18 protein-coding genes are annotated in these 17,880 nt (G+C 64.9%); 8 read left to right on the forward strand and 10 right to left on the reverse strand.

All coding sequences use genetic code 11. The annotated features are described in order from the left end of the window. Nucleotides 1-15: 15 nt before the first annotated feature. Nucleotides 16-801 (forward strand): glycerophosphodiester phosphodiesterase, encoded by a 786-nt coding sequence (locus ACP4XC_RS01355; RefSeq protein WP_427173098.1) that lies wholly within the window; start codon nucleotides 16-18, stop codon nucleotides 799-801. Here the strand turns inward: ACP4XC_RS01355 and ACP4XC_RS01360 are convergent. The 4 genes from ACP4XC_RS01360 to ACP4XC_RS01375 form a co-directional block, all read right to left on the reverse strand. Continuing rightward, nucleotides 798-2,336, reverse strand: coding sequence for a putative bifunctional diguanylate cyclase/phosphodiesterase (locus ACP4XC_RS01360; protein ID WP_427173099.1), 1,539 nt, complete (start codon nucleotides 2,334-2,336; stop codon nucleotides 798-800). The two genes, ACP4XC_RS01355 and ACP4XC_RS01360, sit on opposite strands and share 4 nt — an antisense overlap. Further along, entirely contained in the window at nucleotides 2,326-2,649 is a 324-nt protein-coding gene (locus ACP4XC_RS01365) for an STAS/SEC14 domain-containing protein (RefSeq protein ID WP_427173100.1), read from the reverse strand. Before ACP4XC_RS01365 ends, ACP4XC_RS01360 begins: the two co-directional genes overlap by 11 nt. Before the next feature lie 175 nt (nucleotides 2,650-2,824). Continuing rightward, entirely contained in the window at nucleotides 2,825-3,898 is a 1,074-nt protein-coding gene (locus tag ACP4XC_RS01370; protein WP_427173101.1) for a hypothetical protein, read from the reverse strand. 325 nt (nucleotides 3,899-4,223) lie between these two features. Further along, nucleotides 4,224-5,867, reverse strand: coding sequence for an ATP-binding protein (locus ACP4XC_RS01375; RefSeq protein ID WP_427173102.1), 1,644 nt, complete (start codon nucleotides 5,865-5,867; stop codon nucleotides 4,224-4,226). Nucleotides 5,868-5,955: 88 nt separating this feature from the next. Between ACP4XC_RS01375 and ACP4XC_RS01380 the strand changes: the two genes are divergently transcribed. Both ACP4XC_RS01380 and ACP4XC_RS01385 read left to right on the forward strand, forming a co-directional pair. Next, on the forward strand, nucleotides 5,956-6,324 hold the full coding sequence (locus ACP4XC_RS01380; protein WP_427173103.1) for an STAS/SEC14 domain-containing protein: 369 nt from the start codon (nucleotides 5,956-5,958) through the stop codon (nucleotides 6,322-6,324). A gap of 85 nt (nucleotides 6,325-6,409) precedes the next feature. Continuing rightward, the gene (locus tag ACP4XC_RS01385; protein WP_427173104.1) at nucleotides 6,410-7,207 is read left to right on the forward strand and encodes a class I SAM-dependent methyltransferase; all 798 of its coding nucleotides are present in this window, start codon (nucleotides 6,410-6,412) and stop codon (nucleotides 7,205-7,207) included. A 13-nt stretch (nucleotides 7,208-7,220) separates the two neighbouring features. Here ACP4XC_RS01385 and ACP4XC_RS01390 read toward each other — a convergent pair whose 3' ends face one another. Both ACP4XC_RS01390 and ACP4XC_RS01395 read right to left on the reverse strand, forming a co-directional pair. Further along, nucleotides 7,221-8,180 carry an ADP-dependent NAD(P)H-hydrate dehydratase gene (locus tag ACP4XC_RS01390; RefSeq protein WP_427173105.1) on the reverse strand — a complete coding sequence of 320 codons (960 nt, stop codon included), beginning with the start codon at nucleotides 8,178-8,180 and terminating at the stop codon, nucleotides 7,221-7,223. Further along, entirely contained in the window at nucleotides 8,164-8,949 is a 786-nt protein-coding gene (locus tag ACP4XC_RS01395; RefSeq protein WP_427173106.1) for a histidine phosphatase family protein, read from the reverse strand. The genes ACP4XC_RS01390 and ACP4XC_RS01395 overlap by 17 nt, the downstream gene beginning before the upstream one ends. A gap of 226 nt (nucleotides 8,950-9,175) precedes the next feature. Between ACP4XC_RS01395 and ACP4XC_RS01400 the strand changes: the two genes are divergently transcribed. After that, the gene (locus ACP4XC_RS01400; protein WP_427173107.1) at nucleotides 9,176-10,300 is read left to right on the forward strand and encodes a glycerate kinase; all 1,125 of its coding nucleotides are present in this window, start codon (nucleotides 9,176-9,178) and stop codon (nucleotides 10,298-10,300) included. A gap of 80 nt (nucleotides 10,301-10,380) precedes the next feature. Here ACP4XC_RS01400 and ACP4XC_RS01405 read toward each other — a convergent pair whose 3' ends face one another. After that, nucleotides 10,381-11,091 carry a DUF6766 family protein gene (locus ACP4XC_RS01405; protein WP_427173108.1) on the reverse strand — a complete coding sequence of 237 codons (711 nt, stop codon included), beginning with the start codon at nucleotides 11,089-11,091 and terminating at the stop codon, nucleotides 10,381-10,383. After that, the gene (locus ACP4XC_RS01410) at nucleotides 11,088-11,588 is read right to left on the reverse strand and encodes a DUF6328 family protein (RefSeq protein WP_427173109.1); all 501 of its coding nucleotides are present in this window, start codon (nucleotides 11,586-11,588) and stop codon (nucleotides 11,088-11,090) included. Before ACP4XC_RS01410 ends, ACP4XC_RS01405 begins: the two co-directional genes overlap by 4 nt. 293 nt (nucleotides 11,589-11,881) lie before the next feature. Between ACP4XC_RS01410 and ACP4XC_RS01415 the strand changes: the two genes are divergently transcribed. Further along, a complete protein-coding gene (locus ACP4XC_RS01415) occupies nucleotides 11,882-12,412 on the forward strand; it encodes a hypothetical protein (protein ID WP_427173110.1) in 531 nt (176 codons plus the stop codon). 3 nt (nucleotides 12,413-12,415) lie between these two features. Here the strand turns inward: ACP4XC_RS01415 and ACP4XC_RS01420 are convergent, their stop codons facing one another. Continuing rightward, nucleotides 12,416-13,783 carry a uracil-xanthine permease family protein gene (locus tag ACP4XC_RS01420; RefSeq protein ID WP_427173111.1) on the reverse strand — a complete coding sequence of 456 codons (1,368 nt, stop codon included), beginning with the start codon at nucleotides 13,781-13,783 and terminating at the stop codon, nucleotides 12,416-12,418. A gap of 251 nt (nucleotides 13,784-14,034) precedes the next feature. Here ACP4XC_RS01420 and ACP4XC_RS01425 point away from each other — a divergent pair, with 251 nt between their 5' ends. Together ACP4XC_RS01425 and ACP4XC_RS01430 are read left to right on the forward strand one after the other, a co-directional pair. Next, nucleotides 14,035-14,640 carry a malonic semialdehyde reductase gene (locus ACP4XC_RS01425; RefSeq protein WP_427173112.1) on the forward strand — a complete coding sequence of 202 codons (606 nt, stop codon included), beginning with the start codon at nucleotides 14,035-14,037 and terminating at the stop codon, nucleotides 14,638-14,640. Between the two features lie 200 nt (nucleotides 14,641-14,840). Then, nucleotides 14,841-15,380: a 2'-5' RNA ligase family protein gene (locus tag ACP4XC_RS01430; protein WP_427173113.1), complete on the forward strand. Its 540-nt coding sequence runs from the start codon at nucleotides 14,841-14,843 to the stop codon at nucleotides 15,378-15,380. On the opposite strand, the gene pgm is transcribed toward ACP4XC_RS01430, so the two are convergent. Then, nucleotides 15,377-17,038, reverse strand: a complete 1,662-nt coding sequence (gene pgm, locus ACP4XC_RS01435) for a phosphoglucomutase (alpha-D-glucose-1,6-bisphosphate-dependent) (protein ID WP_427173114.1) — start codon at nucleotides 17,036-17,038, stop codon at nucleotides 15,377-15,379. The genes ACP4XC_RS01430 and pgm overlap by 4 nt on opposite strands. Nucleotides 17,039-17,321: 283 nt before the next feature. On the opposite strand from pgm, the gene ACP4XC_RS01440 reads away from it, so the two are divergent. Beyond that, nucleotides 17,322-17,837 (forward strand): DUF4190 domain-containing protein, encoded by a 516-nt coding sequence (locus ACP4XC_RS01440; RefSeq protein ID WP_427173115.1) that lies wholly within the window; start codon nucleotides 17,322-17,324, stop codon nucleotides 17,835-17,837. The last annotated feature ends 43 nt before the right edge of the window (nucleotides 17,838-17,880 follow it).

The raw sequence follows: 17,880 nt of genomic DNA on the forward strand, positions 1-17,880 counted from the left end.
GGGTACGCTTCAGGAGTGACTGAGTCCCACCCGTTCTTTGCCACTGCCGGCGGTTCCGTGGCAAGAATCGCCATGGCGCACCGCGGGTTTTCGCCCGAGGGGCTGGAAAACTCCATGGCCGCGTTTCGCTCCGCCGTCGGACTCGGCTTTCAGTATCTGGAGCTGGATGTCCACACCACCTCCGATGGTGCACTGCTGCTGTTCCACGACGAAACGCTGGACCGTGTCACGGACGGCCGTGGCCGGATCGCCGATCTTCCCGCCGAGACCGTGGCCAGGGCGAGGATTGGCGGGATCGAGCCCATCCCGCTCTTTGAAGAACTGGTGTCTGAGTTTCCAGGCGTCCGTCTGAACCTGGACGTCAAGGACTGGAAGTCCGTACCCACCCTCGCCGCGGCCATAGAGAAGCACCAGGTTCACGACCGCGTCCTGATCGCCAGTTTCTCGGACCGCCGGCGCCGTGCGGTCCTAAAGCAGCTCAGCCGGCCGGTAGCGGGATCGGCCGGCATTCTCTCCAACGCGCTTTTCCTGCTCTTCGCGCCTGTGCTCCCTGCTGCGGTCATTCGCCAGGCATTGCGCGGAGTGCATGCCCTTCAGGTGCCCGTCAGCTTCCGTGGCCTGCGGGTGGTCACTCCCGGATTCGTCCGCCGGGCCCACCGGCACGGCCTGCAGGTGCATGTGTGGACCATCAACGATCCGGCGGAGATGCACAGGCTCCTCGAACTTGGCGTGGACGGCATCGTCACGGATCGTGCCGACCTGCTCAAGCAGGTGCTCCGGGATCGGGGGGAGTGGGGCTAGCCGGGTTCCTGGGCCGGCCGCTGACGATCCAGCAGACCCGCCAACTCCTCCGCGGGCGAGGGCCGCCCGAAGAAGTAGCCCTGGGCGCTGACGCAGCCGATGTTCCTAAGATGCTCTGCCTGTTCCGCCGTCTCCACGCCTTCCCACACTGCTTCCAGCCCGCAGGCCCGGATGAGCTGGAGGATCGCGGCAATCAAGGCGGGCTGGGCCGGGTCGGTCCCCAGGTCCTTCAGCAGCGAGCGGTCAACTTTGACTTTGTCCACCGGGAGCCGGCGGAGGTAGCTGATGGAGGAATAGCCAGTGCCGAAGTCGTCGATTTCCAACCCCACTCCCAGCTTCCGCAGGCTGTTGAGCGAATACCGGTCCAGCTCGTTGCCCCTGACGATGGCGCCTTCCGTCAGCTCGAGCACCAGCATCTCCGGGCTGATTCCGGCGCCGTTGAGCACGTCGCGGACTTCCTCTATGAACTCGAGGCGCTGCAGGTCGCTTGGCGAGATGTTGATGCGCATGGAAAAGTCGTCGCCCACAAGCGCTGCATTCCGCCACTGGAGGAGCTGTCCGACGGCGGTGCGGAGCACCCAGCCGCCCAGTTCCGAAATCAGCCCGGCGTCTTCGGCAACGGGAATGAACTCGTCCGGCATCACCCTGCCGCGGACGGGGTGGTCCCACCGAAGGAGGGCCTCCACGCCCTCCACCCTGCCGGTGGCCAGCTCCACCACGGGCTGGTAGTGCAGCACCAGCTCCGATCCGGAAATCGCGGCGCGAAGATCGTCCACGAGCTGGCTCCTGAGCTGCCGTGCGTGGAGCATGGTGGGTTCGAACATCTTCAGCCTGTTGCGGCCGTCCGCCTTCGAGGCGTACATGGCCACATCGGCTTCCATCAGCAGCTGTTCGGCGCTCTGGCCAGAGTCACCCACGCACAGTCCCACACTGGCGCCGCAGCGTACCGCCTCATGATCCAGCTCTATGGGCGCATCCAGCGAGGCCAGGATCCGCTTTCCCACCGTCGCGGCGCGGGCCATGGTGGTGGCAGGCATAAGGACGGCGAATTCGTCGCCGCCGAGGCGGGCCACAGTGTCCGTGTCACGGACCGAACTCCTGATGCGGTTTCCGACGGCGTTAAGCACCAGGTCCCCCACGGCATGGCCAAGGGAGTCATTGACCCCTTTGAAGGCGTCAAGGTCCAGGAGGATCAGAGCCGGTGGCGGCCCGCCCGCCGCGGTTTCCGTCAGTGCTTCATTGACCGCGCTGACCAGGGCGGACCGGTTGGCGAGCCCGGTCAACGAGTCCGTCAGCGCCATCTTCTGCATTTCCCGGTGGGCCTCGTGGAGCAGCCGCGTTCGCGACTCAACCCGTTGCTCGAGCTCCTGGTACATGATCTGCAGGTCCTCGGCCAGCAGGTTGGTGCCCATAATCACGGCATCGAGTTCATCCCGCGCAGGGGAGACCTCGATTCTGGAGTCGAGTTCGCCCGCCGCCAGCCGCACGATCCCGTCCAGCAACTGACCCAGGCGCGGATCGCCGTCAGTGAACATGGGCTTTCTCCGTCAACCAGGTAAGGGCTTCGGACTCGGAAGTGAAGTAGCTTGCGGGCCCGGATTTGAATTCCGCGCCAAGAATGAAGTGCGCAAGGATCCGGTCCACGGGCGTGTGCCCCAGCAGCGCCCAGGCGGCCACGGTTGACACGTTGCTGAAAACGTTTCGCGCGGCCCGGCTCACTGAGGCCACACCCGCGAGGTCCAGGAGAACAGCCACGGGGCCTCCGCTTCTGGGCGCTTTGAGTTCAGAGGCCAATATAATTGCCGCCTCCTCGTTCAGATGCTCGTCCCGGGGGAACGTGATTGTCACGATCTGGTCCTGTGATAACCCCTGTGGATCCACTATCTTCCCCCGACTGTATTTGCGGATGGCCTATGGCCCTCCCCGCGCCAACACCCTGCCCCCAAGCGGGGTGTTTGACTAAGGTACACTGTCCAGCTGCTGAACGAACGCGCCGCCGCGGGGGCGGCCGGTTCGAGAGCGATCACGGCCGCCCGGCGTCCGGAGTGTGGACCGGAGGTTGAACCGGGGCGCTCACAGAGGCCGCGAAGGCGCGAACCTGCGCGCTGCGCTCCGAAGCGGCGGCATCATCAAAAAGCGCGGCCGCGTCCTCGAAACGCTGGATGGCGTCGGGCTTTTCCCCCTGGGCCAGCAGTGACTTTCCCAAAAGGAACGTCGCCTCGGCCGCCGTTTGTGCGGCCAGGATCCCGGACTCGGCACAGAGGGGCCCCAGGATGCTGATGGCCGTGGGCATATCCCCGGTCAGGTAGTGCCAGTGAGCTCTCGCAAAGGACATCTCCAGGAGGTCACGGCGGCTGCCGCCCACCACCTCGGTGGCCAGTTCCGCACGCTCAATGCAACGCAGAGTTGCAGGGTCTGCGAGCTCCGCTTCCAAACGCATCACCGCTGATGCGCGGTTGAACCTGGCCCAGAGGTCCACGTCCCTGGATGGCGAGAGCCGCTCGGCCGCAAGGTCATGATAGTGGCCCCCCTCGTGAAGCCGCCCGCTGAGAAATGCCACATTGCCGATCACCCAATAGGCCTTGCCGGCAGTGTCCTCATCCACCAGCTCCGTGAGGAGGGACTCGAGCAGGAGGCTCTGCGTCCATGCGTCATCCAGGAGGCGGCTCTCGGCCAGGGCCGCAATCAGGGCGCGTTGCGCTTCGACGTGAAGGTAAACGTATTCGGAGTCGCCGGCGATGGCCTCAGCGGCGATGGTCGCTGCGGTGACAGCTTCGGGAAGCCGGCCCAGTCCCTGCTGTGATATTGCGAGCAATGTGTACGCGCGCGCCGCCAATGACGGGAATTCATGTGACAGCCGGTCCTCGGTGAGGCGCCGGGCGAGCTCCATGCACTCCGGAATGGTTCCTTCATCCCTCAGGCATTCGGCCTGGAGGTACACCATGTTCCACCATGCGGACCTGTCGTCCGCCTCAAGTGCCTGAGCCGCCGCCCGCGCCGCCTGCGTTTTCGCCGCTTCGTAGTCGCGGCTTTTCCAGCTTTCGCGGGCTTGCAGCTCGGCAAGCACGTAAGGCAATAATTTGCGGGGACTCGGCATTTTTCAATTATCCACCCGGGCGCGTGATGACCGGTCATCGGCACCCCAAAAATCTATCCATTACTAGCTTGGCAATTGATGGTTTGACCGTATACTGACGCACGTAATGAGTTATTGCACTAATTGATTGAAAGGACCAACGGATGAAAAAGCTTGCCGCAACATTCCTGCTGACCGGAATCCTAGCTGTTGCAGGATTCGCTGCTCCCGCCACGGCCGCAACGACGACAAATACGTCGGTTAGCCAGACTTCCATCGGTTGGTGGCCTAACTAGCGGACACTCCGTGCGACTGCCCCCGGCGTAGGCCGGGGGCAGTTTTGCGTTTAACGGCCGGCAGCAGGAAGTCGAACGGCAATTGTGGTGCCCGAACCCAATTCTGATGCGACGTCAATCTGACCGCAATGCCTATTCACGATGTCGTGAGCAATGGCCAACCCCAGGCCGCTTCCAGGCACGGCGGACGACGTTGCATTGGAAGCGCGGAAAAACCGGGTGAACAGATGCGGAATTTCGTCTGCTGGAATGCCCACCCCTGAATCGGCGACTCGAACAATCACCCCGGGCGCCCCATCCGGAAGAGGTTCGGCCGAACTGCTCACGACGATTCTTCCGCCGCCCGGGGTGAATTTGATGGCGTTTGAAACCAGATTCGTGAAAACCTGCTCCAGCTGCACTTCGTCGGCGATGATCACGGGCCCATCGTCCGCAAGCTCCAGGTCGATCGTGACATCCCGCAGTTCGGCAAGGGGCCGCAGCGCCACGGTCACAATCCGCAGGGTGTTCCCAAGCCCCACGTGCGCCAGATGCAGGCTGGTTCCCTCGTAATCCTGCCTTGAAACGGTGAGCATGTCCTCGATCAGCCGGCGCAGGCGTTCGGAGTTCCGGACGATGATATCCAGCATCCGCCCCACCTCTGGCGGGACCGGCCCGCCCGCCCCGTCCTGGATCATGTCCAGGTATGCCGAAATAGAGGTCAGGGGCGTCCTCAGCTCGTGATTTACGGTGGCAAGGAAGTCCGTCTTGGCCTGATCAAGTTGCTGCAGCTGCTTGACCACCTGCTTTTGGGCGCTCATGAGATGGCTCTGGATCAGGCCATAAGCAACGTTGCCGGCAACGTGCTGAATGAGCGAAATCTCGGCACGCGTCCACACTCGGGGCTCATCAAGCTGGGCGATCCAGATGACGCCGAACGGGGAATCGCCCTCACCCACCGGCACCCAGGCAGAAGCCCAGGGGCGCATTTGTTCAGTCCAGGCTTCCAGATTGGTCTCATCCGGTGTTACTTCGTGGTTGAAGTGATCGTCCACGGCCAGCACCTCAGCGTCCGCCCAGAGCCGGTTGGCCACTTGATAGGCCGCATGTTCGTGTACCCCCAGCCCGTCGGGGATGGGCAACAAATTGGCGCGGTGCCATTGCGCGGTGATCCTTGGCACCCGGTTGTCGTCGAAGGTAGCGAACAGCACGCGGTCCGCGCCGAAGGTCTCGCCGAAGCCGTTGACCAAGTGCTCCGAAATGAGTTGGGGATCTTGCGTGGCCCGGACCGCCGCCGATACGGAGCGCAGCCGTCCGCGCAGGCGTTCCGCGCTTTCCCGGGCTTCGTTCCGCTGTGCGGCGCGGCGGATAAGGGTTTGGGCGCGGTGCACCAACTCCTGCGGGCAGACGGGCTTCGCAATGTAATCCGCCATGCCCATGTAGCGGGCTCCCTCGGAGTCGAGGCCGTCCGCCAAATCAATTAACACCAGCAAAGGCGCTGCTACCTGAGGGCCCGCGAGGGATCGGTCCACAACCACAAGGCTCGGGTTGTGGGCATCGAGTAGCGCCGTTAAGGACTTGTGGTCCGCAGCCTCTGTAACGGAGAACCCCGCGCCAGCCAGAACCGCCGACGTATTGGAGAGTCGTGCGGGGTCAGTATCGGCGACGATGGCCGTGCGCGGCATGAGCGAGCTCTCAAGCTGTGTAACCACCATGCTCCTTTGGTCCCGGATGACTACATTGTAGGGTGACAAGGCATGCCGCAATCCTGCGACGCGTCCGTGACGAGGGAAGGCAAACCCAATGGGACCTGACGTGGAACCCACTGAGGCCCACCTGACACAGGACGCGGATGGAACCCTGCATCTCCGGTGGCCCCGGTCCGCCGTGATTAATGCGGGCGATGCCGAGCGCGCCATGCGCCGGGTCAACGAATTGTGCGGTGAGAACCGGCATCCAATGCTGGTGCATATGGCCACGACGGCGTCGGTATCACCCGGGGCCAGGGCTGTTTTCAGCAGGCGCTGCCAGGCGTCACGGATCGCCCTGTTGGGCTCCTCTCCCGTTGACCGGGTGATTGCAAACTTCTTCCTTGGAATCAATACCTTGCCTTGTCCCACGAAGTTCTTCACTTCTGAGCGGGAAGCCATCGCGTGGCTCGCTATCCGTTAGGGCCTCGGCCAAGCGGCAGCCGCCAGGCCTCGGTGGCACCCCCGGCCAGCCCTCGTGTCGGGTCGGCTGCGCATATATTGGAACCATGCTTTCCGGGTTGAAGAAGTACTTGATGGTGCCCAAATTGGTGTACCTGTCCGCCGCCGCGCCCAAGGACCGCCGCGTGGCCTGGGACCAGTACTGGTCAAAGGTGGAAACCACCGGCGTGGGAGGGGACGTCCTGTGGGACTCCGGAAGCGACCACGAAATGCAGGGCTATAGCGAGGGCTTGCGGCTTCACCTGGACGCAGGCTTGCCCGTGGTGGATGTGGGCTGCGGCAACGGCAGTTTCACCCGTTGGCTGGCGCAGTTCTTTCCCCGCGCCCTCGGCGTGGACGTCTCCTCCTACGCCATTGAGCGTGCGCGCGATGAGTCCGCCGGCCTCCCGAATGTCTCCTACGCCGTCCGCGACATGACCGCCCCCGGTGCCGGGCTTGAGATTGATATTGTGCCTGGACGCGGGGACGCCAACGTATTCATCCGTGGAGTTTTCCACGTCCTCGACGAACGCGACCAGGCGGCCTTGGCGGAAAATCTGCGAGCGGTCATCGGAATGCGCGGCCGGGTCTTCCTTGCGGAAACAGACTTCCGGGGAAACGCAGTTCAGTACGTCTCCCATCTGGGCGCCACTGTCAGATCGATTCCCGCGCCGTTGGAGGGTGCCATCCGGGACTTGCCGATGCCGGGCCGCTTCGGCCCGGACGAATGCAAACGGACCTTCCCGGCCGAGCGGTGGGAGCTGATCGACGACGGCGCGGCCGTGATCGAGGCGGTGGCGATGGCCCACCCGACGTTACCGAGCCTCATTCCGGGCTATTTCGCCGTGCTCCAGGCGCGGCGCTGAGACTTTGCGCCTTTCAGGTGCCAAGTTCCATCATCAGTGGCGGAAGCTCGTCGGCGAGTTCCCGGGCCAGATAACCCAGGCCGCCCAGTCGGCTCGCCAACCTGTCGCCGGCGGCTGCGTGAAGATGGGTGCCCCAGCAGGCCGCCTGGGCATCCGAGGTGCCGCGTGCGCGCAGGCCGGCGATAGCCCCGGCAAGAATGTCGCCGCTTCCGGAGGTGCCAAGGCCACCGTGGCCGGTGGTGATTTCCCACAACGGGCCTGACGAGTTGCCCAGGCCACCGCCGGGCCCGGCGATCACGCCCTGGCAACTCACTACGGCCTGATACCGCTCGGCGATTTCGGGGACGTCCCGGTGGAGCCCAGCCAGGTCGCGGCCAAGCAGGACGGCGGACTCAGTGACATTCGGGGTCAGGATGAGCCGGCCGGCCCAGGGCCCCAGTTCAGCCTCCAGCCCGGGGAGGCAACCCAAAGCGTAGGCGTCCAGAATCAGGCTTGCCCTGCCCTGCTTGCTCTCGCCGCCGGCCGCGGCCCCGCCGCCTTGGGCGCCGGACGAACCGGTTGAATCGAGGCGCAGCAATTCCCGGATCAGGGCGCGGGCCTCATCCATGTCATCGAGGCCCGGCCCCACCAGGATTGCTGAGGCCTGGGCCAGCTCAGAACCGAGGTCCTTGACTGAGACGCCCCGGACGGTGCCTTCCGGCGTTTCGTCCAGGCCCACCACACCGGCTTCCGGCAGGGCAACCGCCACAGCCACCGCCGTCGACCCGGCCACCGCCAGGGTGAGCCGTCCCGCTCCGGCGCGCAGTGAAGCAGTGCCTGCAAGCAGGGCGGCGCCGGGCGTTCTCCGGGCGCCGCCGATAACCAACACGGATCCACGGTCGTCCTTGCTGGACCCACCCCCGGGCAGCGGCCAGTCCCTCAGCAGGGCCGGGGTCACCAGCTGAGCCTGTCCGGACTTACCTGGGGTGGACATTGGCCTCTCCCGCATGCTCGGTCACGGGGACGCCCTCACTCAGCAGATGGTCCGCCATATTGAAGGTTTCCAGGGCCCACTCACCCACACCGCCGGGCCGGGCGAACCGGGTGACGGAGGCATTGAGGATGGTGGAGGTTGCCGCAATGTCAAGGACTTCACGTTCGGAGAGGTCCTCCAGGATGTACCGGAACAGCAAAATCAGGGCGTCATGGCAGACCAGGAGCACCCGTTGTCCGGAGTGCCGGCGGTCCAGGTCGTTAACGAGGGTCCGCAGCCGGAGCACCACATCTGCCCACGATTCGCCGCCCGGAGGCCGGTAATAGAACTTTCCCAGCCAGCGACGTCGGGCTGCCTCCTCCGGCAAGCGGGCTTCAACCCCCGCGGACGTCAGCATGTCCAGAATGCCAAGTTCGCGGTCCCGGAGTCTCTCGTCCACCATCACCCGTGCGGGCCAGCCTGCTGCGTCGACGGCCAGCTCCGCCGTCTGTCGGGCGCGGACGTAGGGGGAAGACCATACCGCCGCTGCCCGGCGTTCGTCCGGAACCTCCGAAAGCAGCCGTCCCAGGGCCAGCGCCTGATCCCGCCCGGTAGCGGAAAGTTCGACGTCGGCGTCGCGCGCGGGAACGTCGATAACATGCGCCCCCGCCTCGCGGGCCTGAGTCGCGGCGACGTTGCCCTCGCTCTCCCCATGGCGGACAAGGACAAGCTCAGTCATTCCCGGCAGTTGGCCAAGCATCCGGTTCGTGGCCTCTTCGGTTTGATGCATTCGATACCCTCCGTCCGCGGCTACCCAAGGCCACCTCACGTCCGCGCTGACCGTCCGGGGCTCGGGAAAGCCCACGTTACTACCGGTCCGGCCGTCTTGTCGCGGCCTCTTGCCGCGGCACCCACCAGGCCGACGAACCGGCCAGGGAGGGGGCCCCGAAGTAACAGAGCGCGCCAGACGCAGCATTGCGGCGCCTGTGCCCCGGGTTGCTGGCAGGATGGGATCCATGCGCATTCTCATAGCCCCGGATAAGTTCAAAGGCTCCCTCACTGCCGCCGAGGCGGCAAGCGCCATCGCCGAGGGCGCCCTCCGCGTCTACCCGGACGCCGTGGCCACTCAATTCCCGGTGGCCGACGGCGGGGAAGGCACCTTGGAAGCCGCCGTCGCCGCGGGCTATGAAGAGCGGCTGAACGCGGTGGTGGGCCCCATTCTGGCCCCGATCGGTGCCGCGTGGGCCATACACAAGGACCCGTCCGGGGACGCCACCGCTGTCATCGAAACGGCCCAGGCTTCCGGTCTGGCCCACATGGAGCCCACCCCCGCCAACGCGTTGCGGGCGCACAGCTATGGCTGCGGTCAATTGATTGCGGCGGCGTTGGACGCTGGCGCCACGGAAATTGTCCTCGGCGTGGGCGGCTCGGCCATGACAGACGGCGGCAGCGGAGCCCTCCGCGCCCTGGGTCTGAAACCGGTCGACGCCGCCGGGAATGTGGTTCCGCTGGGCGGCGGTTCGCTGGCTGATGTGGTGGCCGTGGATATTTCCGGCCTGGATCCCCGGCTGGCGGCCGTGAAGTTCCGGATCGCCGTTGACGTCCAAAACCCGCTGTTCGGTAACAGCGGTGCCGCGCATGTCTTCGGCCCGCAAAAGGGTGCCGACCAAGACGCCGTCGAACTGCTCGACGCGGGCCTTCGGAACTGGGCGTCCGTGCTCCGGCAGGCCACCGGCCGCGACGTCAACATACCAGGCGCCGGCGCGGCGGGTGGCTTCCCGGCGTCGTTCCTGGCGTTCAGCAACGCCACGCTGGAAGGCGGCTTCGCCTTGGTGGCGGGTCTGACAGGGCTGGCAGAGCAGCTCGTGGAAGCGGACATGGTGATTACCGGCGAAGGTTCCATGGATTCCCAGTCGCTGACCGGCAAAGCGCCCATTGCACTCGCCGACGCCGCCCGGGAGCGGGGCATTCCGGTGATCGTGGTGGCGGGCAGGATTTTGGTGACCCCGGAGGAGCTCGCCGATCACGGTGTGGTTGCCGCGGCGCAACTCCTGGACGTGGCACCCAGCCCCGAGGAGGCCATGGCACATGCAGCCAAGTATCTGACCTGGGCAACAACCCAGGTGCTCGAAGGCGCCTAGCTGTACTCAGGGAGTCCCGGGCCTGTCGGGGCGGCGCGCCCCGGGCGCCAGGGCGCCCGGGCTGGTCGCGGCTGGGGAAGTCAGGCGCCCGTTTCGTAATGCGGCTCGGCCACCGGCTTGGACTCCGGGGAACCCTTTTCGCGGAGGTAGACGGACGCTCCGACGAGGACGGCGACGGCCAGGAATTCGCTTTGCCAGTTCTGGAACGACTCGAACCAGAACCGGCTGGTGGCCAGATAGCCGAAGAATGTCACTGCGGGCTGGCCATGGCTTTGTTGCTCCTCATTGTAGGCGGCGGTGCCGCCCGCGGCGTGAAGGGCGATTGAGGCCAGGAAGAGCACGAGGAACATGATGGACAGGGAGTGCTCGTAGAACTTGAGCACCCAGCCGCCACGACGGACCGGCCACGGAGTGGTGGCTTTGACCTTGGCGTGGCGTGGATCCTGATCCTGCGGGGACTCACGGTCCATGGGCTTGGATTCCGAGGAGCCCTTCTGGAACAGGAATACCGTCAGGATGACGTACATGCCCATCTGCAGGAATTCGGATTCCCAGTTTTCGAAAGTGGCTTCAACGAAGTCGCCGGTGGTGAGGTATTCGAACACGGTCACGGGCGCTTGACCGTGGGAGAGCTGGTCCGCGCTATAGTTCGCTGCCCCGCTGAGGATCATGCCGCCATAAAAGACAAGAAATAAACCGATGTTGGCCAGCAGTAGTCCGTGTTCCCGGGCCCATGTGCGCATGGTTCCTCCTGATCTTGTGTGCTGGACCTGAACCTTCTGGTGGGTCATGGGGAGTCCTCCCGTGCGCGTTTGTTGAGTCGGAATGGAACGTAGACCAGGAGTGCAATCAATACCGCCAGCAACGTTCCGCCGGCGATCAGTCCCGCGCCGCGGCCAGCGGTGACGTCGAAGACCAGTGAAGAGGTTCCCACACTGAGCAGCCCCACCCCTCCCAGCGCCAGTTTGGCGATGGTGTCCGCGCTTGAGACGAGCGTTGCCTTCAGCCGCTTCCGGAAAAGTCTCCGGTGCACGCTGACGGGAAGCAGGATCAATGCCGTGGTCAGCGCCGCCAACACCACATTTGCCAGGTAGAGGCCCGTCTGGAAGCCGTCAAGGCTAGCAAAGCGAGCCTGAAAGGGGAGAGTCAGCAGGAAGCCGGCAAGGATCTGGACCCCGGTCTGAAGCACGCGCAGTTCCTGCAGCAGCTCCATCCAGTTGCGGTCCATTTGCTGCTCGACGGTCTCGTTCCGTCCGTTGCCGGGGTACCCCGTCCCAGGATCGGACATCGACTCACCTCCAGCGCATGTGGGGCGTCGCGGCGTCGCGGCCCGTATCTGTCAACCTAAGCTTGCAGCCCGGTAATTACAACCAATACTAAGTTTGCTGACTATTTCTGCCAAAACGGTGGACTTGCCCACGCCGCTGGGATAGTTTCGAAGGGCCGGACCGGGCCGCCGGCAGCATTCGTGCCGCTTGCCCCGCCGCCACGGCCCCGGAGATTTCCGGGGCTGCGCAACTCCGGGGCGCGGGCGGCCAGCGCCTTTGACCCGGTTACAGTCCGACTCACCAGGAGGAACGCATGACCCAGGAGAATACGCCGGAAAGCCCCCTTGAGGAGGCTGGTGGTTACGGCACTCCCACGGTGGAGCAGGAAATGGGAGGGGCCGACAACAAGAAGTTCGCCCAGCCCCGCGAGGAGGAGGCGTTCGAGGCCGCCGGCCTCAGCCAGGACAGCCCCGACGGTGAGACTTTTCCGGCCGGGGCCCCGGATCTGAGCCAGTTTGGCGCCGAGGACCAGGACAGTGCAGGAGAACCCGGAGCCGGACGCTTCGGAGGTACGGAGGATCAGATGAACGCGGAAAACGAAACAGCCACCACCGGATTCGAGCCCGGCAGCGATGCAACCACCGAAAGCGGTGACGTGGCCGAACCCTCCGCGGAGGCCGAGATGGATGAGTCGAATACCGAAGACACGGATGCGGGGCGTCCGTTCTCCTCGGAGCCACACCCCGATGCGGCCGGATTACCGGACGGCAGCGGCACCGATCTCCCCGGGGAAAAGTCCCCGCAGGACCAGGATGACAAAGACGAAACGTTCGACGCCGGGTAGCAGCTAGCGCCGCTTCTTCGCCGTTCGTCGGGCTGCTGCGCTGGCGGCAGCCTTGACGGCGGGGGGCACGTTTGACCCGGACCGGGCATCTTCCGTTTCCGGTTCAGCCACGCTGCCCCTGGCCCTGGCGATCGACTTCATGCCGTGGTAGATCACCAACGCGGCCGCGGAACCCAAGGCGATGCCCGTGAATTTGAGTTCGCCCACGGTCCACGTGTAGTCGGCCACGCCGATGATAAGGGCCACGGCGGCCGTGGTGAGGTTGACCGGGTTGGAGAAGTTGACCTTGTTCTGCACCCAGATCTTCACACCCAGGACGCCGATCATGCCGTAGAGCATGGTGGCGGCGCCGCCCAGAACCCCTGCAGGGACGGTGGCGATGAGTTCACCGAACTTGGGCGAGAAGCTCAAGACGATTGCGAAGATCCCCGCAACCCAGTACGCTGCCGTCGAATAAACCTTCGTGGCCGCCATAACGCCGATGTTCTCCGCGTAGGTGGTGGTGCCCGAGCCGCCGCCCAGGCCGGCAAGAACCGTCGCGGCGCCGTCGGCGAGGAGCGCCCGGCCGGAGACGCCGTCGAGGTTCTGGCCGGTCATGGCGGAAACGGACTTCACATGGCCGATGTTCTCGGCCACCAGCACCAGGACCACGGGGACGAACAGGCCCACCACGCCGAGGTGGAATTCGGGAGTCTGGAAGTAGGGCAACCCGACCCAGGCGGCAGAATCCATTTTGGAATAGTCCACTTCGCCCCTGAGGACGGCCACTAGGTAGCCCACCAGGACGCCCGCCAGGATGCTGAGGCGTCCCACGATCCCCTTGAAGAGGACGCTCACCAGGATGATCGTCACCAGGGTGATCACCGCGGTGACAGGGGCAGCGTCGAAATTATGCCTGGCCGCGGGTGCAAGGTTCAGCCCGATGAGCGCCACGATGGCGCCGGTGACGATGGGCGGCATCAGCCGGTTGATCCAGCCGGCGCCAAACTTTTGCACAATCGCACCGATCACGGCCAGGCCGGCCCCGGCAAGCACCACGCCGCCCAGGGCGCCCGGGATCCCGAACTGCTGCTGGGACGCCATGATCGGGGCAATAAAGGCAAAACTGGAGCCCAGGTAGCTGGGCACCCGGCCCTGGGTGATGATGAGGAACAGCAGGGTCCCGATGCCGGAGAAGAACAGTGTTGTTGCCGGCGGCATCCCGGTGATGATGGGCACCAGGAACGTGGCACCGAACATGGCCACCACGTGCTGCATGCCCACGCCGATGGTCAGCGGCCAGGTGAGCCGTTCGCCAGGGGCCACCACCTCGCCCGGAAGAACCGATTTTCCGTTGCCGTGGAGCTTCCACTTGGTACCGAGCATGCTCATTGCCAGGGGGCCTTTCAGAGAATGTGGGCGGGAAGGAATCTTCCGGGTGCAACTTTACCGCGCACGGCGACGGCCTCCCTCCGGGAGCCCGTTCGGAGGGATGCCGGGGAGGATGCCATCCGGACGGGGCATCGGCTGTGGGAGACGTCACGCGCTGCCGCGGGAAGAGGAGGAAACTGCCTGAAGTTGAAACTATGGAACGAGAAACTGCCAACCACCGCCCGGTGCAGGCCCCAGAGAGAGGTGCGTAGATGACAATCGCCCATGAAGAAGCAGTAATCGATGCAGCCGCAGTTGACGCAATCTTCGCCGAAGCCCGCACTGCAAATTCCTTCACCGGCGAGGTGACGGAGGAGCAGGCACGGGCCATCTATGAGCTCACCAAGTTCGGCCCCACCGCCTTTAACTCACAGCCCCTTCGTGTCACCTACGTCCGCTCGGACGAGGCCCGTGCACAGCTCGTGGAGGCACTCTCCGCCGGAAACCGCGCCAAGACGGCATCCGCGCCGCTTGTTGCTGTCCTCAGCTACGACACCGCATGGCAGGAACGGTGGGACAACTTCCTGCCCGGCTACAACGCCCCCAAGGCGATGTACGACGCCGCCCCCGAGCTAGCGGCGACTACGGGCAACAACAACGCCCATCTCCAGGCTGGCTACTTCATCCTGGCTGTTCGCTCCCTCGGTTTCGCGGCGGGCCCCATGACCGGAGCCGACTTCTCCGCGATCGACGCAGCGTTCTTCCCCGCCGGCGACCAGAAGAGCTTCCTCGTGGTGAATATTGGCCAGCCCGGACCCGATGCCTGGGGAGCGGCGAAGCCGAAGTTTGGCTACGACGACGTGGTGCGCACGGTCTAATCGGGAAACTTTGCTCAGGAATGCACTCCTGACGAAAATGCCCCCGGCACGATGGGGGACACGCCGGAGGCACTCGGGGCAACATTTCTGCACGTGAGTGCACGGCATGTATCCGAAGCCACTTACTATTTTAGCCAAAATTGGGACCATGGCGACAGTGGCAGGCCCCCGAGGCCCGGTCCCGGTGGCACACTGGGCCTATGCGGAACCTGATATTGGTGGCGTTCACCGAGCCCGTGGTCGAGGGGACGGATTTCCCCCGTGAGGACTGGCCCCTGCACATCACTTTGGTGAGGTTCGATGTCGACTCCAATGGCGGCGCTGAAGGCGGTGACGCCAGCGGCGCCGTCCAGACGGTGGACCTCCCGGACCTGATCGCGGGGCTGATAGATGAACCCGTCCGGGAAGCCCTGGGCGCCAGGCTCACCGTCGGCGCGGACGCCGGCTTTGGCCGGTACGGCTCAATTCCGGTCAACCTCGTGGAGCCGAGCCAGCCGCTGCAGGCGCTCCACGAGGCCCTGATGCGTACCGTGACGGACCTTGGCGGCCGGGTGCCCAGCCCGCACCACACCATGGAAGGCTTCCGTCCCCACGTCTCCCATCACGGGGAGAAGCGTCTGCACCCGGGTACCGAAGTGGTCCTTGACCGGGTGGCCCTGGTGGATATGGCGCCGGACGGAAACCATGCCGTCCGGCGCATCCTCCGCCTGTGGAAGTTCAACGACGCCGGTGACGCTTAGGAAATAACCCCGTCCACCAGCGCCTTCGCCTCGGCCTGCACCTGCTTGAGGTGCTCCGCGCCCTTGAAGGACTCGGCATAGATCTTATAGACGTCCTCGGTGCCGGAGGGCCGGGCAGCGAACCATGCGTTCTCGGTCACCACCTTGAGTCCGCCGATGGAGGCGCCGTTGCCGGGTGCCTCGGTCAGCTTGGCTGTGATCGTCTCGCCTGCCAGCTCCGTTGCCGTGACGTCCGACGGCGACAGCTTGCCAAGGGCGGCCTTCTGCTCGCGTGTGGCCGCGGCGTCGATCCGGGCGTAGACGGGATCACCGAACTGGTCCGTCAGCCCCTTGTACAGCTGCGAAGGCGACTTTCCGGTGACCGCGGTGATCTCGGAGGCGAGCAGTGCCAGCAGGATGCCGTCCTTGTCTGTGGTCCACACGCTGCCGTCCATCTTGTTGAACGATGCTCCCGCAGATTCCTCGCCGCCGAAGGCACCCTCGCCCGAAAGCAGGCCAGGCACAAACCACTTGAAGCCCACGGGAACCTCGACGAGCTTCCGGCCGAGGCTTTCGGCCACACGGTCAATGATCGAGGAGGAGACCAGGGTCTTTCCGATCACCGACTGCGGGTTCCATCCGGTGCGGTGGCGGTAGAGGTAGTCGATCGCTACGGCGAGGTAGTGGTTCGGGTTCATCAGGCCGCCGTCGGGTGTAACGATCCCGTGGCGGTCGGCGTCGGCGTCATTCCCGGTGGCGACGTCGAACGGGGCCTTGCCCGAAGCATCGGCGGACATCCGGCTGATCAGCGACGCCATGGCGGACGGGGAGGAGCAGTCCATCCGGATCTTCTCGTCCCAGTCCAGGGTCATAAACGCCCACTGCGGATCGACGGTGGGATTGACCACGGTGAGGTTCAGGTGGTGCCGTTCACCGATCTCGCCCCAGTAGTCCACGGACGCCCCGCCCATGGGGTCGGCCCCGATCCGGACGCCGGCCTCGCGGATGGCGTTCAGGTCCAGAACCGAGGGGAGGTCATCAACATAACTGCTGAGGAAGTCAAACTTGCCGGTAGTGTCTGCGGCCAGGGCGTCGGCCAGGGGGATGCGCTTGACGCCGCGGAGTCCGTTTTCCAGCAGCTCGTTGGCACGGTTGGCGATCCAGCCGGTAGCGTCGGTGTCCGCGGGGCCGCCGTGGGGAGGGTTGTACTTGAAGCCGCCGTCGCCCGGAGGGTTGTGGCTGGGCGTCACCACGATTCCGTCAGCCTGCGGCGACCCAGCAGGAGCGTTGCGGTTGTGGGTGAGGATCGCATGGCTTAGGGCCGGAGTGGGGGTGTAGCCGTGGCGGGCATCGATCAGGACGTTCACTCCGTTGGCCGCGAGCACCTCCAGCGCGGAATTCTGGGCGGGCTCGCTCAGGCCGTGGGTGTCTTTTGCCATGTACAGCGGCCCGGTGATGCCCTGGCCGGCGCGGTACTCCACGATGGCCTGGGTGATGGCGAGAATGTGCGGCTCGTTAAAGGATGCCTTGAGGCTGGAGCCGCGGTGGCCCGAGGTCCCGAAGGCAACACGCTGGCCCGGGTCACCCAGGTCCGGCGAAACGTCGTAATACGCATCAAGAAGCGCAGTGAGGTCAACAAGGTCCTGGGGTTGGGCAACTGTGCCCGCGCGGCTAGCCATGGCACCAGCATGCCAGACGACAGCGCCCCGCAACACGCTTTGTCCGCAATGGGGCCCCTGTGACGCATTGTTTTACGGGGAATTCAAGTAATTCATTCCGATTTTGCTTTAACTCCGGAGCCGCCCGTTCCCACGGAACAAACGCGAATAATCTGCCCCATATTGCATGCTTGTGGCTATCCGTGGCCAGCGGCCGGAAGCCGGCCGGACACGGCGGTAGGCTCGTATGTGGTGAGCGATATTGCCCAGCGTTGAAATTGATCAGCAGTGGTGACAAACAGCGATGACAGCGACTAACACGAAGGGGAAGACCATAACGGACCAGCCTGATCCCCGCGAGGACCGTACGCCGCAGGAAAACCTGCCGGCGTCCCACATTCCACCGCAGGAACCCGAGATGTCACCGCCCTCGGTTCCCTCCGAATTCCCGGCACCGTTGGCCGGGCCTTCAGACCCGGCAACGCCGGAGGCGTCCGCAGACGAAATCCATCCGGCACAGCCCGATCCATTTGCCGCTGCGTACGGCCGCCTTTACGGAGCTCCGCCGGAACCAAAAGGGCTGAGTATCGCAAGCCTTTGTTGCGGCATCGCGGTGTACCTGGGATTCGGCTTGTTGATCATGCCGCAAATTGCCGCCGTGATTCTGGGACACATGGCGCTGCAACGCGAGCCGGCTGGCCGGAGTCTGGCCATAGCTGGTCTGGTCCTGGGGTATATCGCACTCGTCATCACTGCCATAGTGCTGGCCCTGGCCGTGATCGCCGTCTTGAGCGCCGAGAACGGCGTACTGGGCCAGTAGCCCCTGCCAGCCGAATGGGCCATCTTGAACAGGTCACGGCTGG

Origin of the sequence: Arthrobacter sp. 92 (assembly GCF_050260325.1) — a bacterium.
Classification (GTDB): domain Bacteria; phylum Actinomycetota; class Actinomycetes; order Actinomycetales; family Micrococcaceae; genus Arthrobacter.